The following is an 18445-nucleotide window of genomic DNA, read 5'->3' as shown; positions in this document are numbered from 1 at the left end:
TCGCCCACCGCCCACCTTCCGAAAGCATCCTGCATGGGCACTAATCCGGTACGGGCGAACAGCGAGCGCATCGGCGGCACAGTTTCGGCGCAATATACGCTGCGTTTCTGCGGGGACGTACCGGCGGGCGTTGTAAAAATTCGTCTGTACGCCTCGAGACCCTTTTGTGGAATATGCGAAAGGGGCGGGGCACAGAGATTCTGTGCCCCGCCCCTTTCGGCGATGTTGCTCAAAGCGAGCTATTCAATTTAGGAAGTCTTCTCGTCCTCGAAGTAACCCATCTTCGCCAGGTCTTCGGCACTGGTTGCGGTGTTCAGGCTTGCTTCGTCTGCACCCTGCGCCAGCTTTGCGAGCTTGCGGTCGCGGCGCTTGTCGTTAATCATGCAGATGAGGATTGCTGCGAAGAAGAAAATCAGCAGCGGCGCCATGAGCACGAACATCATCATGATGTCGCTACCGGGTGCAGTCAGCGCTGCGATAACCGCAACGAGCACAACAACCCAGCGCCAAGACTTCAGGATGGTCTTACCGCGAATCAGGCCCAGCATGTTAATGCCGACCAGGATCACCGGGATGATGAAGGCGCAAGAGAACGTCACAACGAACTTCAGGATGAAGGAGATGTACACGCCCGCGTCAATGTAGTTACTTTCGTTGACGGGGGTGAACTTCAGCAGCGCGTAGACCACGCCGGGGAGGGTGAAGTACGAAATGGCGACACCGCAGGCAAACGCGAAAATAGATGCGGTGAGGAAGCCGAAGAGATACTTCTTCTCCTTGGTGTGCAGTGCCGGCAGCAGGAATCGCAGTGCCTGGTAGAGCCAGACGGGAGAGGCGATCACCAAGCCGATGTACATACCGACCTTAAGCAGCTGGTCGAAAGGAGATGCGACGCTACCGTAGTTCAGGTTTGCGTTGCGGCCGGTTTCTGCGTTGATCTGCTGCAGGGGCGCAGAGATCATTTCAATGAAAGGCTGGTAGAGGAAGACCGTACCGATGATGGCTGCGATGATGGTTGCGATAGCCGCTTTGATGAGGCGGTCGCGGAATTCGCGCAGGTGTTCCTTGAGTTCCATGCGTGCTTCAGGATTGATTTTGCGGTTGCGCACGTCCTGGTCAGGTGTTGCCACGTGGTGTCCTCTGGGTGTCGGTGCCGTGTGTGATTCGGCTGAGGGGGTCTGGTGGGGTGTTTATGGGGTGGTGCCGCAAAACCCGTGCCGGCCGGTGGGCTGGCACGGGTTTGGTGCGTCGGTGGCGGGACCGTTACTTGGTTTCGGTCTTGCCGTCCTTGCCGTTGTCTACGACCTCAGCGGTGACGACCTCTTCGCCGTCCTTCTCGCGGGGGTCCTTCTTGGAGTCGTTCTTCAGGCCCTCAACTTCGGTCTTGAAGATGCGCATGGACTGGCCGAGGCTGCGTGCCATACCGGGCAGCTTGGGTGCGCCGAAGAGGAGGACGATGAGGAGGATAACGACGATGATGGTCGCGGGGTGGCTGAAAATCTGGCCCATGGTGGTGTGCCTTTCTGTTAGAGCAGGTCTCCGATGTTTTGAGGTTGGCCGAGTCGATCTCGTCGGGAGACCCGTCGCTTGATCCGCTCAGACCTGCGTGTCTGCTTACCTTGTTCGTAGTTATTGTATGCCTCGGTGATGGGTGTGAATACCCCGAGGGTGGTGTCTCGCGGGAGTTTTCGGCTTGCGTTCGCTTGCGCTGCGTCGAATTGTCCCTCGATTGACTCGACCCAGGTTACGGTTTCGTCAAGGAGTGTGAAACCGCGAGTGAGTGCTTTGTAGGTGAACCATGCCAAATAGAGGAGCGAGCAGATGATGAGCGCGCCCCATAGCAAAATCCAGAACCACCAAGACATGAGCACCATTATACAAGTTTTAGGTTAATGTTTTGGCCCCTTAGATGGGTTTTTAGGGCGTTTTTGCTTGTGGGTGAAGTTCTATTTTTCTGCGGGCGCACCCCGGCGGCTACTCGCTTTGAGGGTTTGCAACTGGTCAAGCAGCGCCGCGCGCAGGTGCGCAGGACCGACCAGTTCGAGGGCACCTCGGTGCGCGATGACAGTGTCGAGAATGTTCTTATCGCCGGCACCGTGGGCGTTGTTGTAGTAGTGGATGCGCACGTACTGGGTGCGTGAAGCCTTCTTCACGTGGTGGGTGCTGCGGCGCATGTACGTTGCGGTGAGAGTATCGAGCGGTTCACCGCTGGGAATATGCTCGGTCGGGTGAATCCGCAACTCAGCGAACGGGTTGGTCTGAGTGCTGTGCTGCTGCGCGTGCCAGTTTGGCACGGTGTCACCGGTGACCGGGTGGGTGCGACCCGCGCCCGCCTCCTGAATGTGGTTGATGCGGGTGAGGCGGAAGTTGCGCCAGAAAGTGGGTTCCTTCTCCCCCGCCTCACTGTCGGCACTGTTCGCTGCCTCGCCGGTGGCTGCGTGAGCAAAAGCCTCAGGTACCTGCGCGGGTACCTCTTCACCGCGCGCCGCATAGTAGCGTTCCTCAGCGGTACGGCACCACGCATGCAGGTACATGTGGTCGCGGTGCAACACCAGCGCATACGGATCCACCAGACGATCCGCGGCACGCTCAGAGGTACCGTAACCAATGGTCACGGCGTTGCCGCTGCTCAGGGCGGCAGTCGCCTCCTGCAGCAGAGGCTCCTCCGGGGCGAAGCACAGGTGCTGCGCATAGACAGGCGCGTTCGGGTACGCGGCGGCGAGCGCCGCACGGATACTGCCCAGACGCGCATCCGCCGGGTGCAGAATATCTGCGGCAGAAAGGGTAAAGACGAGAATGGCGAGCTCAGTGTCCGTGAGGCGCGCGTAGTTCAGCAGCGTGTGCGGGGTGGCGCCGCCAAAGTCCGGCAGCAGGTTAATGTAGGTGGGCTTGAGTGCGTCCGGGTCCTTGGGGTCAGACTCGAAGGGAACGGTATCTACCTGCGCGAAAATCTCGGGGATGATGGTCTTGCCGAGGTCGCGGTTTTTCTTGGTATCCACGCTGTAGAGGGCGTTGAGCTGGTTCAACGGCATGGGCGCCTCATCGTGGGCGCTCGCCCAGCGGTCGGCACGGTGCAGACCCAGGAGTAGGTCCACAAGGTCGTCGAGGGAGTTGTTGCGGTTGCGCTGGTTGATATCTGCCCAGGTGCCGGGATCTTCGACCGTGCCACTGTGCAGGTCGGTGAGGGTGCGCAACAGCTGCTGCTGGGCGGCGTAACTGTCACGCTGGCGGGTAGAGGCATCCTCCGATTCCTCGGGCGGCTCGATCACGCAGCTGTAGCTGGTCGCCGCCACAGCGCTATCAATCGTGCCGTACGAGGGCACGGTGAAGGGCTCCGACAACGTCGAATCGGCGTTGACCTCGGCAACAATCAGGCTCTCTTCGTAGCCCTTAATGTCTTCAAGCCAGTTCTTGGCGTTGAACGTCGCGTTGATGGGGGTCGAATCGATACGTGAGAGCATCGTGAGCTTCTGAATACGGCTGGCACGGAACGTGTACTCCTTACGCTCCGAGCTCTCAGTGTAGTAGCCGACAAAATACCAGGTGCCGTAACGGTACCCAATACCGGCAACACTGACCTTCTCCTGCGTGCGGGTCGCACCGGCAGCCGTCTGATAGGTGAACGTGACCGTCTTACGCTCCGCATAGGCGGTAAACAGCTCATTCAGGTGCGGGTTATCGCTAAAGTAAATGCGCTGAAGGGGCTCGCGGTAGGTGTACAGGTTCTTCGCGCGCTGACGCTTGCCGGTCTTCGGCTCCAGGATCTTCGCGGCGGCGAGCGCCTCATCGGTGAGGTTCTCGCTGGTCAGCGCAATCTTACGCAGGATGCGGTAGGCGTCATCCTGCAGTTCGGTGCCTTCCCAGCCGCGCAGGATGGTGTTGATGAGGCGGAAATCCTCGGCGGTGGGGTTCCATGCGGGTAGCTTAGCTGCGTCGCTGGGTTCGAGGCGGTAGCGCTCCCCCAGGTCAGTGGTCACGTGGGTGATGCGCGCGCCGGCATCACGCAGGGTCTGCTTGGCTCGTTCAAAGGCGCGTTCCTGGGCCTCGCTGAGGGAGCCGTTAGCGCGCGTGCTAATACCGAGCAGGGTCAGTAGCTCGTTGCGGCTGATGCCCTGGGTTCGGGTTGCGGCATCGGGTGCCTCGGCGGCGGTGGAGAGGCGGTGAAGAGTCATGTAAAGCTGGGCTGCGGTGGACATGATTCCATCATACCGTGTGTGTTCCGCGGCACTTACTTGCGTGTGGGGTGGCTGCGAGAAGAATGCGCGGGTATAAAATTTCGCGGACGCGCCGATAGCCCAGTACAAAAAAGCCCAGTACAAAAACTTGATACACAAAAGCCCGGCGCCCCTCCCACAATCGGGAGAAAGCACCGGGCTGCGCGTCTCTGCGCGTCTTACGTGAGAAGCGCGAAAAACGCGAGAACCTTGCTAATCCTTAGCGGACGTCCAGCAGGTCCACCACGAAAATCAGGGACTCGCCGGGCTTAATGACCGAACCAGCGCCGCGGTCACCGTACGCCATGTCGGCGGGAATCTCCAGGCGACGACGGCCGCCGACCTTCATGCCGAGCAGACCCTCATCCCAACCGCGGATAACCTGGCCAACGCCCACCTGGAACGGCAGCGGCTCGCCACGGTTCCAGGACGCGTCAAACTCTTCACCGGTGGAGAATGCCACACCAACGTAGTGGGTGAGCACGCGGGAGCCGGGAACAACTTCAGCGCCTGCACCCTCGATCAGGTCGGTGATGACCAGCTCGGTGGGGGCGTCGCCCTCGGGGAAATCGATTTCGGGCTTTTCGCGGTCGAGGTTACGCTGACCGAAAGACATGGGTGTCTCCTTTGATTGGTTCGAAATGAATCGAAATAGTGGGTGCGCTCGCCGCCCATACAGGATAAGCGGCGAGCGCTGTATAAAACACTATATAAAAATGTGACGTAAAAACGTAGGCGTCGGGTTACTGTGCGGTAGCCGAAGCAGTAGCCGCCGGGGTCGCAGTCGCAGAAGCCTCAGCGGTTGCCGAGGCGCTCGCCTCCGCAGCAGCTGCGCTAGAAGCCGCCTGGGCACGCTGCAGGGTCTGCGGGTTCTCCTCCGCGCCCAGAATATCAACAACGAACACCAGAGTGCCCGAAGGCTTGGAACCGCCGGTGTCGTTACCGTACGCCAAATCCGCCGGGATGACTAGCTCAACGCGGGAGCCGACCTTCTTGCCCTTCAGACCCTGAGTCCAGCCCTTGATAACGCCCTGCAGGGAGATGCCCATCGGGGTGGCGGCGTCATAGTTGCCGTCGACGACCTTACCGTCGGAGTACTGCACGCCAATGTAACGCACGTACACGGTATCGGTTTCCTTGACCTCGGCGCCCTCGCCCTCAATGAGGTTCTTCGAGACGAGCTCAGTGTATTCCTGCTTGGTGTCGGGCAGCTTAATATCAGCCTTGCCGGTGGACTCATCCAGAGTGAAGGACGGCAGCGACGGGTCAGCCTCAACAGCCTTACCGGTTGCGTACTTGGGCAGCTTCGTCTTCACGGTGTACACCTCAACGTTAGTTGCGGCACCGGGCGAAGCGGTCGTGGTGGTCACGCCCGCGGTGCTGCGCTGCTGCAGAACGTTGGTAGTGTACGAGAAAGAACCGCCAACCTTAATCTTCTTCAGGGTTTCGTACACCTGCGGTGCAGCCTGCTTCAGCTGATCGTTAATCGGCAGCAGAATCGGCTCGCTGGAGTAAGTGGAACCGTTAAGCTTGCCGTCGGTGCCGTTGAACACGGCAGCCTCAACGAGCACGTAGTCACCATCGTTGATGGACTCGCCGTTACCTTCCTCAATCACGTACGCGGAGGGGCTAGAAGCGGCAAAGGGGGTCGCGAAGGACGCCTCAGGCTCAGCGGTCGCGTTCTTCAAGGTGTACTTCACCTTAGACAGGTCGCCGCTGGACTGCGCGCCACATGCAGACAGTGCAAGCGCGAGAGCAGCCGCGCTGGCACCGAAAATAGTGAGCTTAGAGCGTTTGGTCATAGTGTTATCCTCTGGGGTTTTCTGTGAGAGTGGGGCGTGTGAGTGCCCGTGTGCCACAGAACAGTTTACAGGTATAGGTTTAGCTGTTTTATGCTACGGCATGTAGCTGTGTTCAGGCTGTGTCGCGGCGCGGGGTGAGCTGGGGTTTTAGCGGTGCTGTTTAGCAGGGCGGCGGGAATGCCTCCTCCTGGTGCTGACGCGCCTTAGACGCCAACAGGCTCAGCACCTCCTCCAGCTCCTCACTACCGGTAGCAAACGGGTCCTTACACACCAGCGTATGCTGCGGGTAGGCGTTGAGCTTCAAATGCACCCAATCCACGGTGAACTGCTCCCCCGCCGCAACCGCCGCGTTAATGAAACGCGAACGCTGCAGAGCGCGAGTGTTCGGCGGCTGAGTCTTCGCCGCCTCCGCAGCACCCTCGGGCAGGATGCGCTTGACCGCACCGCGACGAACCAGCGCATGGAAGACACTACGCTCCGGGTCGATGTCGTGGTACGCCAAATCCAGCTGACGGATGCGGGCGCTCGCATAATCGGCAGGCTGACCAGCCGCGCGGGCGCGGGCAATATACGCATCCAGAAGCTTCTTCTTAATCGCCCAGTCAATCTCAGTGTCGATGCTGCTGTAGTCGCCGGACTCGATAGCGTCCAGGGTGCGTTGCCACAGGTCCAGGGCGTATTCCGTATGGTGGTGGTGCGCGCCGTACTGCTGCACGTACTGGCGTGCCGCATCCAGGTAGTGACGCTGAACGCTCAACGCCGTGTAGTGCTTACCATCGGTGGTTTCGAAGGTCGCGGTGCCGGTCAGATCGTGGCTGATAGCGCGCAGAGCCGCAGGAACAGACACAATATCCAGGCTCGTCACCGGGAAACGGTCCTCCAGCATGCGCAGCACCAGGTCGGTGCTGGCAATCTTCAGCAGAGTCGTCGGCTCCGCCATGTTTGAATCACCATTAATGACGTGCATGCGGCGGAACTTCGACGCGTCCGCATGCGGCTCATCGCGGGTGTTAATGAGCGGGCGAGCGCGCGAGGTCGAGGTGGACGCCGCCTCCCAAATATGGTCGGCACGCTGCGAGAACGAATACGAAGGCACACCCGTGCTGGACGCCGGGTCGGTCGAGCCGGGCACCGGGCCGCCGTTCGGGTGGGTCTTACCGGCACCGACCAGAATCTGGCGGGTCACCAGGAACGGCACGAGCTGGGCAATCAGGTCGTTGAACTGCAGTTTGCGGCTGATCAGGTAGTTCTCGTGGCTGCCGTAGGAGTTGCCCGCCGAATCCACATTGTTCTTGAACAGGTACAGTTCACCGTCGAGGGGGCGGCCTTCCGAACCTGCGAGCAAGCGCTTGCGGGCGGTACGCGCCAGATCAGCGAAAAGCAGCTCACCGGCGCGTTCCTGCGCGAGTAGTTCGTCGATGCTGCCGCATTCGGCGGAGGCGTACTCGGGGTGCGAACCCACGTCAAGGTAGAGCCTACCGCCGTTGGGCAGGAAGACGTTCGTTGAACGCCACTGATCCAGGACGGGCTTGAAAAGGGCGGCGGCGGACTCTTCGATGCTCAGCCGACCGAGCCCGTGCGGGACGTAGCTGAGCCCGAATTCGCTTTCAATGCCGAAAATACGGTGTTCCATGATGCTGACCCGGCGCGCAGGTGCGCCGGTTACTCGCCGCCCTTCTGGACGAAGCCGGTGACGAAATCTTCAGCGTTCTCAGCGAGCAGGCCGTCAATTTCGTCGAGCAGGTCGTCGACCTCGCTCACGTCAGAGACAACGTGGGAGGCGGCGAGGGTCAGTTCCTGCTCCTGCTCGGCTGCGGTGGTTTCGGTCTGCTGTGCGCTGATGCGTTCGCGGCTCATGGTTCTCTCCTCAAGGGGTTTTCGGTTGTGGACAAATAAGTTTTTAGTGGGGTTGGGTGCGGGGTATAAGGGTTTTGGTACCCGGACCTTACTGCACCCCGCCTGTGGGTTATGTGGTTTTTATTCTTCCGAATGGGGGTATTCGCCCCGGGGAAGAATGTGAGTTTATGTGGGTTTGTGGCTGCGAGGCGCTACTAGCGCAGGCGGTTCAGCAACTCATCCGAATGGTTCACCTCATCCAGCAGCGGCTCCACCTCGGCGGCACCGTAGCGGGTCGGCTCCATCATCGTAAAGCGAGTCAGATCCTTCGAATAGCGGCCACGGCAGGACACCGTATCCCAGTTAATCCCCAGAATCTCCTCCGGCCAACGCGCCATCAGAGTGCCACGCAAAAACGCGCGCGTCTCACGCGGCGGCTCGGTCGTCGCACGCTCAATCTGCTCAGCAGAGAACAGCGTGCGCATACGGCCACGCGACACCAGACGGTGATACAGGCTCTTCGACGGGTCAATATCAGCGTACTGCAAATCCAGGGCCTTCAACTTCGGATTCGCATAATCTACGCCCTGAGCGACATAGCCGCGCACCAGCGCATACTTCGCCACCCAATCCAGACGATCCGCCAGCGAGAGCGGGTTGGTTTCCAGGGCGTCCAGAACCTCGCCCCACAGGTCAAGAATCTGCGCGGTCGCAGCATCCACACCCGCCGGGTTCGACTCCTCGTGCGCACGGGAGGCCTCATAGTAGGCGCGCTGAATCTGCAGGGCACTCGCCGAACCACTCGTGGACACCGGGTTCGGCAGGGTCGCCGAAGACGGCGCCAGCGGCAACTGAACCGACAGCGATAAATCGTGGCTGACCGCGTGCATCGCCGCCACAGGGTCAGACAGGCGCACACCCGGCAGCGCGGGGTGCTGCTCGCTGTGCGACTCAATCAGGTTCATCACCAGCGCCGCCGTACCAAACTTCAACAGGTTCGAATAGTGCGAGAGGTTCGCGTCCGCCGGAATCACGTGCAGGCGGCGGTACTTCGACTCATCCGCATGCGGCTCATCGCGCGTATTCACAATCGGGCGGCGAATCGTGGTCTCCAAACCAATCGTGCGCTCAAAGAAATCAGCACGCGAACTAATCTGAAAACCCGGAACCTCACCGTGCGTACCAATACCCACACGGCCCGCACCCGTAAAAATAGCGCGGGTCGCAAAGAACGGCAGGAGTGCATCCGCAACCTGCTCAAACGGAACGTCACGGCTAATCAGGTAGTTCTCGTGGGCGCCGTACGACTGGCCCTTCGAGTCGGTGTTGTTCTTGTACAGCTTCACCTGCGGCAAATCCTGCGCGTGGTTGCCCAGCTCAACCAGCGACTCGTACGCCAGCGCGTCACCGGCGACATCGTAGAGCACCGCGTCGGCGGGGCTCAGCACCTCGGGCGAAGAATACTCCGGATGCGCGTGGTCCACGTACAGGCGCGCACCGTTGGGCAGGATCGCGTTCATGGTCACGCGGTCCCAATCCAGACGCTCCGGGAAACCACCGCGGCCGTGCACGCCGGCGAGCGCATCCAGGGCGCTGCGCGGCTCGGCGGGCTCACCCGGTGCCTGCACGCCAGCCTCGCGCATAATCTCCAGGGCGATGTCCTGGCTGGTCAGCTCGGTGCGGGTGTGGGTCATCTGGCTCGAGTGCGCGGTGGAGGCGTCCTGCACCCGGCCGAAGGCGTCGCGCAGGGGCGACTCGGACTCCCCCAGCCACTGGCCCTCGGGTGCGGCGGGGGCGCTGGGTTCGGTCGAGTAGTTCTCGGCTTGGCGGGCCTCCTCGGCGACGAGCTCGGCGGCCAGGGCGCGGCGCTGCAGCTGCTCGCGGAAGGCGGCGCCGCGGCGGAAGGCGAGCTTGGCGTAGGTGTTGACCACCAGTGCGGACAGCACGGTCGGGTTGGTGCCCGGTGCGGAGGGCGCGATGACGCCGTACTCGGTTTCTGCACCCATAATGCGGTGCACGCCGTAGCTGGGTGTGGAGTTCATGGGTTTCTCCTGAAGGGTTCCTATATAAAGTCTGGACCTGCGGTAATGCCGGTTGTATAGCGGGGTAAGCGCGAGGTGTGGGCTGAGCGCGCAGGTTAGCGGGTGCGCGCCGTCCGACTCATGGCGCGGGCGCTCGGTTTAGCGCGGCGGCTCCACCGACACCAGACGGCCACGTACACCGGCAACGGTGAGCGCATCCTCAATATCGGGCAGCGGCGGCAAGTCCACCTGATCCTCAAACTCGGCGCGTACCGCCTCCAGCAGGTGGCGGGTGCCAATACCCACGCTCGAGGCGTCCGCACCGGCGGTCAGCGCCTGCAGCTGCTCCTTAATCGCGGCCTTCTTCGCGCGGTCCACAATATTGCGAATCACCGCACCCGAAGCGAAATCGCCGCGGTACAGCGTGTGAGTGGACAGGTTCGCGCTCGCACCAGAACCAACGACCATGGAAGAATCCACGGTCGCCACAGCGTACGCCGTGGAGGGGGTGCGTGCGTACAGCTGACCTGCCGCCGCCGCAATCATCGCGGTCAGGGCGGCGCGGGTCGAACCGGCGGCGGCCACCTCCGCAGCGTCCAGGGGCAGGTCCTCGGTCAGGTACAGACCGAAAATCTCTGCCGCACCGGCGGCGTCCGGGCGGTTAATGCGGATCTTCAGGTCGAGTCGGCCCGGGCGCATCACGGCGGCATCAATCAAGTCTTCACGGTTGGTCGCACCAATAACGATGACGTTCTGTAGCGACTCCACACCGTCAATTTCGGCCAGCAGCTGCGGCACGATGGTCGTCTCAATATCGGAAGAACGACCCGAACCGCGCATACGGAACAGCGACTCCATCTCGTCAAAGAACACGACGACCGGGTGGCCCGCCTCCGCCTTCTCACGGGCAGCAACAAAAATATCGCGAATCTGGCGCTCCGTCTCACCGACGAACTTATCGAGCAGCTCGGGGCCCTTAATGTTCAAGAAATAGCCGCGAGTAGCCGAACCCGGGTTCAGCGCAGCTGCACGAGCCGCCAGGGAGTTCGCCACAGCCTTAGCAATCATGGTCTTACCGTTACCGGGAGGACCGTACAGCAGAATACCCTTGGGCGGCGCCAGGTGGTAGCGCTCAAAAATCTCGGGGTGCAGGTACGGCAGCTCCACCGCGTCGCGAATCTGCTCAATCTGCGCGCCCAGGCCACCAATCTGCTCATAGGTGACGTCCGGGATCTCTTCCAGAACCAGCTCCTGCGAACGGGAGGCGGGAACCTGCGAGGTCAGCATGCGGGTGCGGGTGTCGAGCGTGACCGCGTCACCGGTGCGTAGCTGCTCAATGTCGAGGGAACCAGCCACGCGCGCCACCTGCTGAGCACCCGAGGACGTATCAACCAGCACGCGCTGCTCATCCAGCACCTCGCGCACGGTCACCACGTCACCGAAGGGTTCGGTGTCTAGGGCAACGACCGCCTCGGTCTTATCGTTGAGCAGCACGGTCATGCCGGGGGTCAGCGTGGACAGGTCAATGAGCGGGGACACGGGAATACGCATCATGCGCCCGCTCACCTGAACATCCAGGTAGGTGTCAATCTCGGCGGGAGTCTTATCGTCGGCAACCTGCTCGTAGGTCATGGTCTGGCCCTCATGCACCGCCAGCACAATCGCCGAATTCAGCGGCGGCATAACATTCTGCGACAGGGACGCGCGCAGACGCTCCACCTGGTAGCGCATGCTGGTGATTGCTTCAACGAGCTTGCGGTTCTTCTCCCCCGCACCACGAATCTGTCGGCTCATATTGTCGCGGGTTGCCTCCGCCGCGGAGAGTCGACGCAGCACGGCGTCATACTCCTGCGCGCTGACGGGCTGACTGCCGGGCAGGGAGGTCGACCCGAAAGCAGCCGAGTAGTGCGGTGCCGCGCTGGCTGCACTGTGGGCGGTGCCGTACTGGGGGGTTCCTGCCTGATCTGCAGATTCGTGGGTGGACACGGTAGCTCCTTTAGCTGTTCGTCCTTGTCGGCGGCTACTCGATGCGGGTGGTCGGGTAAGGCGAGTAGCCTGGTGGATGCACTGCGGGGGCTCCAGGCAACGCCCGTGCCCCCGCAGGTCAGTGGTTCAAATTATTCGGCGGACTCAGTCGCCGCAGAGTCAGTTTCAGCAGCTGCGTCGTTTTGCGCGGTACCGTTCTGTTCCAGCGCAATCTCGTTCGCGCGTGCGGCGTGAGCGGCGAGGTTCTTCGCATCGCGGGCTGCGCGGCGGATCTTCTTATCGGTCACCTCACGCTCGCCCACATTCATGGGAATCCACGCGTTCATATCTTCTTCAGAGAAGTCAGTCTTGGACGCGCGACGCTTCGGTGCCAGGCGCACCGCACCGTCAGCCAGGCGACGGGCAACCACCAGGAACGCGGTGTGCGCAACCATGCGGTGGTCGGGGCGGACCGCCAGACCCTCCACGTGCCAGCCGCGAACAATGGTCTCGTCACATTCGGGTTCGGTGAAGCGGCCGTCCAGGCGCATGCCCTCAACCAGGCGGGACATCTGGGTCACGGTCGCAACGTAGCAGATGAGCACGCCGCCGGGTGCGAGCGCCTCCGCCACAGCGTCCAGGCACTCCCAGGGTGCGAGCATGTCGAGGACGACGCGGTCGACGCTGCCGGGCTCTTCAACCTGCGGCAGGGTGTCCTGCAGGTCGCCGATGCTCAGCTTCCACGCCGGGTGCGGGCCACCGAACATAGTCTCAATGTTGCCGCGGGCGACGTCTGCGAACTCTTCGCGACGTTCGAAGGAGTGCACGCAACCGTAGTCGCCGACCGCACGTAGCAGGGCGATGGACAGCGCACCGGAACCGACGCCTGCCTCGACGACGCGCGCGCCGGGGAAGATGTCAGCCTTGACGATAATCTGGGCGGCGTCCTTGGGGTAGACGACGGCTGCGCCGCGCGGCATGGAGAGCACGAAGTCCTTGTAGAGGGGGCGCAGCGCCTGGTAGAGGATGCCGTGAGTGTTGGCGATGACGGTGCCTTCGGGTGCGCCGATGAGGTCATCGTGCTTGAGGAAGCCCTTGTGGGAGTGGTATTCGCCGCCTTCGGCGAGGGTAATGGTGGTGATGCGGCCGCGTTCGTCAGTGATCTGGACGCGCTCGCCGGGGCGGAAGGGGCCGCGGCGGTTGATTGCGCCGGTGGGGGTGGGGGTGCCGCTGCTCACGGGGTGATTCTCCTCGGGTTTGGGTCAGTCTGTGCTGTTCGCGCTTTGCGGCGAACTAGGGTACGGAAAAAGTCCTTTTCTATTTTAGCGGAGTCTGCAAATCAGCTGTGGTGCATTACCCCGCGAGCGTGATAATGCGGCGGCACGGATGGAGCGATGACCGCTGAACAATGAGGGCTACTTATTTTTGGTTAGACTTGAGGGGAGTCCGCGGAAATCCTCTGCGGGCAGAAACACCTTAGTGCCCACGAAATATGGGCAAAGGAAAGAGTATTGTGACTGATTTCAACTCACTGATTGCCGAGTTCGGCAAGCAGGTGCAAGAGAACCTGCGCGTTGGGGAAGGTGAACCGGAGGCTCAGCTGACGAACCCGGTCGCTACCCTGTTGCAGGACTTTGGCGCTTTGCATTCGATGAAGGTTGTGACCGTCCGTGAAACTTCGCTGAAAACAGCGGGGGGGGGGTCTAGTTTCTGAGGGTCTGGTTCGCCCTGATTACGCCATCATGGTCGATGGTGTTTTGACCGGTTATGTGGAGCTCAAGGCTCCGGATAAGAACATTGACCCAGCTTCTTTTGCTAAGAACGGCCACGAGTATAGGCAGTGGCAGCGTCTGCGGAACCTCCCGAACCTTTTGTACACCAACGGTACCGAATGGCGCCTGTACCGTTATGGCGAGCCGGTACAAACAAGCTCCGGGTACGAGGCAGTGCACGTGGACGGCTCATTTACTAAGAAGGGTAAATCTTTCGTATGGAGGGGCAAATGGAGTGCACCAGATTCACTCTCTGCATTCTTCCTGAACTTTTTGCGTTGGACTCCGATTTCGATTACGAGTGCCGACCAGTTGGTGGAAACTCTCGCTCCTCTTGCGGCTCTGCTACGTGAAGAAGCGCTACGAGGACTTTCTGATCAGAAGAAACTCTATGAGAAAGAGCAGGAAGAAGCTAAGAGTAGGGGTGAAGAAGATGAAGTTCTTCCTCCTCCGTTGGTGGGTCTGCGTAAGGATTGGCGAGATACCCTAGCTCCGAATACTAGTGATGAGGAATTTGCTGATAGCTTTGCGCAGACGGTGGTATTCTCGCTGGTCGTTGCACTATCTGAGGGGCATAACCTCAGCATTGAATCTCTATCAACTATGGCTAATCGATTGCGTTCTCAGCACGGTCTGCTGGGTAATGCGCTGGGTTTGCTCACCGAACATCTGGATGAGAAGAGCTCACTGTATAACGCTCTAGCCGTCATTGTGCGAGTCATGGGCGCTGCCTCCTGGGAATATATCTCCGGGGGAAAGGCAGATGTATATCTGCATCTTTACGAGCATTTCCTAAGTATTTACAATCCCGAACAACGCAAAAAGACCGGTAGCTACTACACCCCCGTTGAGGTGGTAGACCAGATGGTGCGTCTAGTGGATGACGCCCTGCGCACCTACTTGGGTAAGGAGCACGGTCTGGCAAGTGAGGGTGTGTCCGTAATTGACCCGGCGATGGGTACCGGCACCTATCCTCTGTCAGTCATGCATAAGGTAGCGAAGACGGAGAGCCTAGCTCCCGCTGCGCGTACTCGCGCTCTGAATCGTCTGGCAAAGAATCTGTACGGATTTGAGCTGCAGTCGGGTCCTTTCTCCGTGGCTGAGTTGCGCCTCAACCAGACTCTTAAGGAGCTGGGTGCTGAGGTTCCCAAGGATGGTTTGAACCTCTATGTGGCAGATACATTGCATAATCCCTACTCAAGGGCAAAGCCTATGAGTGGTAATACTCTACGCTTGCTCTCTCAGTTGTCGAATAAGGCAACCAGAGTAAAGCGTGAGGTCCCCATTCAGGTGTGCATCGGCAACCCGCCCTACAAAGACAAAGCACAGGGTATGGGTGGCTGGGTTGAATCTGGGCACCGCTACAAGAAAAAGGATAAGAAAGAAAAAAACTCTCCCATTCTGAACGACTTCCGTGCCCCCAGTATGGGCAAGTACGAGTATGTGTTGAAGAACCTGTACGTCTATTTCTGGCGATGGGCTTTTTGGAAGGTCTTTGAGGATTCTTTCCGTACTCTGGAGGGTCAGCCCGATATCGCTCAACATGCGGGCGTAGTCTGTTTCATTACCGCAGACGGCTATCTGAAAGGACCTGGTTTCGCGGGAATGCGCGAGTATATTCGCCGTTCGTCTAGCCGCGGCTGGATTATTAATGTGACCCCCGAAGGCCTACAGCCTCCGGCGGAGAACGCTATCTTTGCCATTGAGACCCCGGTGTCCATTGCTCTTTTCCTACGGGAAGAAGATACCGATGAGGAAACCCCCGCGGATATTCGCTACGTTGCCCTGCACGGTACCTTTGCTGAGAAAATGCAAGCCCTCGCTGCCCTCGACCTGGACGGTGCAGAGTTTGAGCCGGTACGTTCCGGCTGGGGAGATAAGTTTGCTCCCGAAGCTGGCGGTGACTGGGATAGCTACCCTGAACTGGTAGATTTTTATACCAAAAATTTTCAGGGTGTGAAACCCAATAAGACCTGGGTCTACGCTCCTTCAGAAAATGTTCTGCAGGAACGGTGGGCTGAGCTGATTGAGGGTAATGACCTGGAAGTACGTGCTGAGCGTTTTAAGAAAACTGGTAGCACCAGTATCTTCGCAGGTAAAAAACCGCTTCCCGGAGAAGATACTTTCCAAGGAAGTCATGAAAGCCTTAACGACCAGATTGCTCGCGAGCTCATCCCGGATGCACCGAATATTGTACCGGTAGGATATCGTTCCTTTGACCGGCAGTATATCTTGGCTGATTCTCGTCTTTTGGAGAGAGCCCGTCCCGAACTCTGGGAATACCGTGTTCCTGGGCAGATTTTTATCGTTGAGCAGCACTCACGACATCCTAAAGCAGGTCCGGGCCTGTATTTTAGCGCTCTTATCCCTGACATGAATTCTTTCAAGGGGAGTGAAGGCGGACGAGCTCACCCTGTACTTACTGTTAGTGGTATTCCGAACCTTACCGAATCTGCCACGCAGATGCTACGTGAGCGTTTCGGTAACAATGCCCCGGGTGACCTCGTTTACTACCTGGCGGCGCTCACCGGACACCCCGGCTACGTGCGCACCTTTGACGAGCCGCTCCAGCAGGCGGGTATTCGTGTGCCCCTCACCGCTGACCCTGCGCTCTGGGAACGCGCCGTTCAGCTCGGCAAGCAGGTTGTGTGGCTACACACCTACGGTGAACGCGGTGAACCGCTACCGGGTGGTGTAGACTACGCCCTGCCGACCCCGACGGTAGACATGGGCAAGACGATGCCGGAGAAGAAGCCTAGTTTCTCTCCCGACCCGGTCACCGATAGTCTCTCTGAAGAAGAGAACATCCCGGTTACAGGTACGGTCTCCTTCGGTAAGGCTCGCTGCGAGAACGTGGAGAAGCGCGTTTTCGACTACACCATCGGCGGCAACCAGGTGCTGGGTCTGTGGGCTAAATACCGCCTCAAGAAGCCGGAAGTACGCAGTAGCTCACCTCTGGACTACATCGTTCAGCGAGAATGGCCGGAAGCTTGGAGCGAAGAGTACGAGCGGTTGCTCTACACTCTCACGCACCTGGTGCATCTGGAACCTGCTCAGGAGAAGCTCCTTGATGAGGTTCTCGCCGGTGAGCAGATTTTCCGTGAGGAATTTGTAGACACCGAAGACTAGCCGCTCAAAACTAGCCGTTGATGAGCAGCATCAGTTATCGGGTTTCACAACCGGTTAAACGCAAAAAGGGTGGGTGACCCTGGATTATTCCAGAGTCACCCACCCCTCTTGTTGCTCTCAGAAGCCCTACGCTTCCTTCTGCGCCTCGTACGCGCGCACCTCAGCTAACATCTCTGCGGCGAGCGCATCGACCGTCTCACGGTCATACGGGCGAAGAGCGTACAGCTCCTCCATGACCGACGAAGCCATCTTAGAGGACCACGCCCAGGCGTGCCGCCAGGATGTCACGCACCAGCGCGCCGCCACCGACGGTGGTGTCCGCCAGAGCCTTCACCGCCCACGCATCCACAGCCGCCAGAGCAGCCGGTGCGTTCAGGTCCTCACCGAGTGCCTCACGCACAGCGGTCAGCAGCTCAACAGCCGCCTCATCGGTGACACCTTCAGAACCCTCACGGCCCTCAGCCACCGACACCGCATGACGGTAGGTATCCAGGCGAGCCTTCGCGTGCTCCAGTAGCTCATCAGTCCAGAACCAATCCGAACGGTAATGCTGACCCATAATCGCCAGGCGCACCGCGTTCGCATCCTCACCGGCCGCACGCAGACGCGAAACCAACACCAGGTTACCGCGGGACTTACTCATCTTATGGCCATCCAAACCAACCATGCCGGTGTGCGCGTAATGCTTAGCGTGCGGGCGTGCAGACACAGCCCACGAATGGCCAGCACCCAGGTCGTGGTGCGGGAACGTCAAGTCGTTACCGCCAGCCTGAACGGTCAGCGAACCATTCACAAAACGGCGGGCAATCATCGTGCACTCGATGTGCCAGCCCGGGCGGCCCGCGCCCAGCTCGCCGGCATCCCAGCTCGGCTCGCCCTCACGCTCAATACGCCACAGCAGCGGATCCAGTGCGTCACGCTTACCGGCACGGTTCGGGTCGCCGCCGCGCTCAGCGAAAATCTCCAGCATCTCATCACGGCTCAAGTGGCAGACCTCGCCCGGCGCCCACGAGTAGCCCTCAGCGTTCGCGGGCAGCTCACGCACAGCCTTCAGATCCAGGTACACGTCACCGTCAGGATGCACCACACCCTGCTCATCCGTGAAACCGGGCACGCGGTACGCCAGGCCGCGGCGCAGCAAATCCTCAATCAGCGGGAACAGCCACTCAATGGACTCCACCACACCCACATAGTGCGCCGGCGGAATCACGTTCAGCGCCTTCATATCGGTGCGGAACAGCTCCGTCTGATCCTCAGCCAGCTCACGCCAATCAACGTTCGTCGCAGTCGCACGCTCCAGCAGCGGGTCGTCCACATCGGTCACGTTCTGCACGTACGTCACCGGCACGCCCGCATCCAGCCAGGCGCGGTGCAGCAAGTCAAAAGCAACATAGGTGGAGGCGTGACCCATATGCGTCGCGTCGTACGGGGTGATACCGCAAACGTACAGGCTCGCCGCCTTATCCTCCTGAACCTGAACAATCTCACCAGCCGCAGTATCAAAAATACGCGGCAGCGCAGCCTGACCGGGCAGAGTCACAGAGGCCGGGGCATCCCAAGCTCGCATGGGTTTCCTTTCCGTAAAAACGCCCACAACCGGTGGACGCGCCACACCCGCCGCCCAACCTCAAGGCATGCGGGTGCCAAAAAATCTACTCCAATAAGAATACCCGCCCGTGAGAAACTCACGGACGGGTATGTCATAT

Annotated in this window: 14 protein-coding genes; 2 read left to right on the top strand and 12 right to left on the bottom strand. The window is 60.1% G+C overall.

From position 1 onward, the window contains the following. Window positions 1–248: 248 nt before the first annotated feature. The 10 genes from tatC to HMPREF2894_RS06425 form a co-directional block, all read right to left on the bottom strand. Window positions 249–1130 carry a twin-arginine translocase subunit TatC gene (gene tatC, locus HMPREF2894_RS06475; RefSeq protein WP_005508665.1) on the bottom strand — a complete coding sequence of 294 codons (882 nt, stop codon included), beginning with the start codon at window positions 1128–1130 and terminating at the stop codon, window positions 249–251. 133 nt (window positions 1131–1263) lie between these two features. Beyond that, window positions 1264–1509, bottom strand: coding sequence for a Sec-independent protein translocase subunit TatA (gene tatA, locus HMPREF2894_RS06470; protein ID WP_005506024.1), 246 nt, complete (start codon window positions 1507–1509; stop codon window positions 1264–1266). A 437-nt stretch (window positions 1510–1946) separates the two neighbouring features. Continuing rightward, window positions 1947–4196: a WYL domain-containing transcriptional regulator gene (locus HMPREF2894_RS06460; RefSeq protein ID WP_070678376.1), complete on the bottom strand. Its 2250-nt coding sequence runs from the start codon at window positions 4194–4196 to the stop codon at window positions 1947–1949. Between the two features lie 238 nt (window positions 4197–4434). Next, window positions 4435–4830 (bottom strand): FKBP-type peptidyl-prolyl cis-trans isomerase, encoded by a 396-nt coding sequence (locus tag HMPREF2894_RS06455; RefSeq protein WP_005508667.1) that lies wholly within the window; start codon window positions 4828–4830, stop codon window positions 4435–4437. Window positions 4831–4957: 127 nt separating this feature from the next. Then, window positions 4958–6016, bottom strand: a complete 1059-nt coding sequence (locus HMPREF2894_RS06450) for an FKBP-type peptidyl-prolyl cis-trans isomerase (RefSeq protein ID WP_049349606.1) — start codon at window positions 6014–6016, stop codon at window positions 4958–4960. Between the two features lie 160 nt (window positions 6017–6176). After that, window positions 6177–7649, bottom strand: a complete 1473-nt coding sequence (gene pafA / locus HMPREF2894_RS06445) for a Pup--protein ligase (protein ID WP_070678373.1) — start codon at window positions 7647–7649, stop codon at window positions 6177–6179. 29 nt (window positions 7650–7678) lie between these two features. Continuing rightward, window positions 7679–7873 (bottom strand): ubiquitin-like protein Pup, encoded by a 195-nt coding sequence (locus tag HMPREF2894_RS06440; RefSeq protein WP_005506016.1) that lies wholly within the window; start codon window positions 7871–7873, stop codon window positions 7679–7681. Between the two features lie 194 nt (window positions 7874–8067). Next, window positions 8068–9894 carry a depupylase/deamidase Dop gene (gene dop / locus HMPREF2894_RS06435; RefSeq protein WP_070678370.1) on the bottom strand — a complete coding sequence of 609 codons (1827 nt, stop codon included), beginning with the start codon at window positions 9892–9894 and terminating at the stop codon, window positions 8068–8070. A 138-nt stretch (window positions 9895–10032) separates the two neighbouring features. Beyond that, a complete protein-coding gene (arc, locus tag HMPREF2894_RS06430; protein WP_070678366.1) occupies window positions 10033–11859 on the bottom strand; it encodes a proteasome ATPase in 1827 nt (608 codons plus the stop codon). Between the two features lie 131 nt (window positions 11860–11990). Continuing rightward, the gene (locus tag HMPREF2894_RS06425; protein ID WP_049353078.1) at window positions 11991–13076 is read right to left on the bottom strand and encodes a tRNA (adenine-N1)-methyltransferase; all 1086 of its coding nucleotides are present in this window, start codon (window positions 13074–13076) and stop codon (window positions 11991–11993) included. Window positions 13077–13351: 275 nt separating this feature from the next. Here HMPREF2894_RS06425 and HMPREF2894_RS06420 point away from each other — a divergent pair, with 275 nt between their 5' ends. After that, window positions 13352–13552, top strand: a complete 201-nt coding sequence (locus HMPREF2894_RS06420) for a hypothetical protein (RefSeq protein ID WP_070678363.1) — start codon at window positions 13352–13354, stop codon at window positions 13550–13552. A gap of 28 nt (window positions 13553–13580) precedes the next feature. Further along, on the top strand, window positions 13581–16739 hold the full coding sequence (locus tag HMPREF2894_RS06415; RefSeq protein ID WP_083309919.1) for a type ISP restriction/modification enzyme: 3159 nt from the start codon (window positions 13581–13583) through the stop codon (window positions 16737–16739). 126 nt (window positions 16740–16865) lie between these two features. Here the strand turns inward: HMPREF2894_RS06415 and HMPREF2894_RS09295 are convergent, their stop codons facing one another. After that, complete coding sequence (locus tag HMPREF2894_RS09295) at window positions 16866–16988, bottom strand: hypothetical protein (RefSeq protein ID WP_256370683.1); 123 nt, start codon at window positions 16986–16988, stop codon at window positions 16866–16868. A 1-nt stretch (window position 16989) separates the two neighbouring features. After that, a complete protein-coding gene (mshC, locus tag HMPREF2894_RS06410) occupies window positions 16990–18306 on the bottom strand; it encodes a cysteine--1-D-myo-inosityl 2-amino-2-deoxy-alpha-D-glucopyranoside ligase (RefSeq protein ID WP_070678357.1) in 1317 nt (438 codons plus the stop codon). Window positions 18307–18445: the final 139 nt, after the last annotated feature.

Source organism: Rothia sp. HMSC066G02, assembly GCF_001813145.1.
Taxonomy (GTDB): Bacteria; Actinomycetota; Actinomycetes; order Actinomycetales; family Micrococcaceae; genus Rothia.
Note: the sequence above shows the minus strand (reverse complement) of the source record. Positions and strands in the feature narration are given on the sequence as shown.

Bases quoted from the DNA above. Each gene is read 5' to 3' on its own strand.
- dop (WP_070678370.1), bottom strand. From the start codon at position 9,894: ATGAACTCCACACCCAGCTACGGCGTGCACCGCATTATGGGTGCAGAA.
- HMPREF2894_RS09295 (WP_256370683.1), bottom strand. From the start codon at position 16,988: ATGGCTTCGTCGGTCATGGAGGAGCTGTACGCTCTTCGCCCGTATGAC.
- HMPREF2894_RS06460 (WP_070678376.1), bottom strand. From the start codon at position 4,196: ATGTCCACCGCAGCCCAGCTTTACATGACTCTTCACCGCCTCTCCACC.
- tatA (WP_005506024.1), bottom strand. From the start codon at position 1,509: ATGGGCCAGATTTTCAGCCACCCCGCGACCATCATCGTCGTTATCCTC.
- mshC (WP_070678357.1), bottom strand. From the start codon at position 18,306: ATGCGAGCTTGGGATGCCCCGGCCTCTGTGACTCTGCCCGGTCAGGCT.
- pafA (WP_070678373.1), bottom strand. From the start codon at position 7,649: ATGGAACACCGTATTTTCGGCATTGAAAGCGAATTCGGGCTCAGCTAC.
- HMPREF2894_RS06415 (WP_083309919.1), top strand. From the start codon at position 13,581: ATGGTCGATGGTGTTTTGACCGGTTATGTGGAGCTCAAGGCTCCGGAT.
- HMPREF2894_RS06450 (WP_049349606.1), bottom strand. From the start codon at position 6,016: ATGACCAAACGCTCTAAGCTCACTATTTTCGGTGCCAGCGCGGCTGCT.
- HMPREF2894_RS06455 (WP_005508667.1), bottom strand. From the start codon at position 4,830: ATGTCTTTCGGTCAGCGTAACCTCGACCGCGAAAAGCCCGAAATCGAT.
- HMPREF2894_RS06440 (WP_005506016.1), bottom strand. From the start codon at position 7,873: ATGAGCCGCGAACGCATCAGCGCACAGCAGACCGAAACCACCGCAGCC.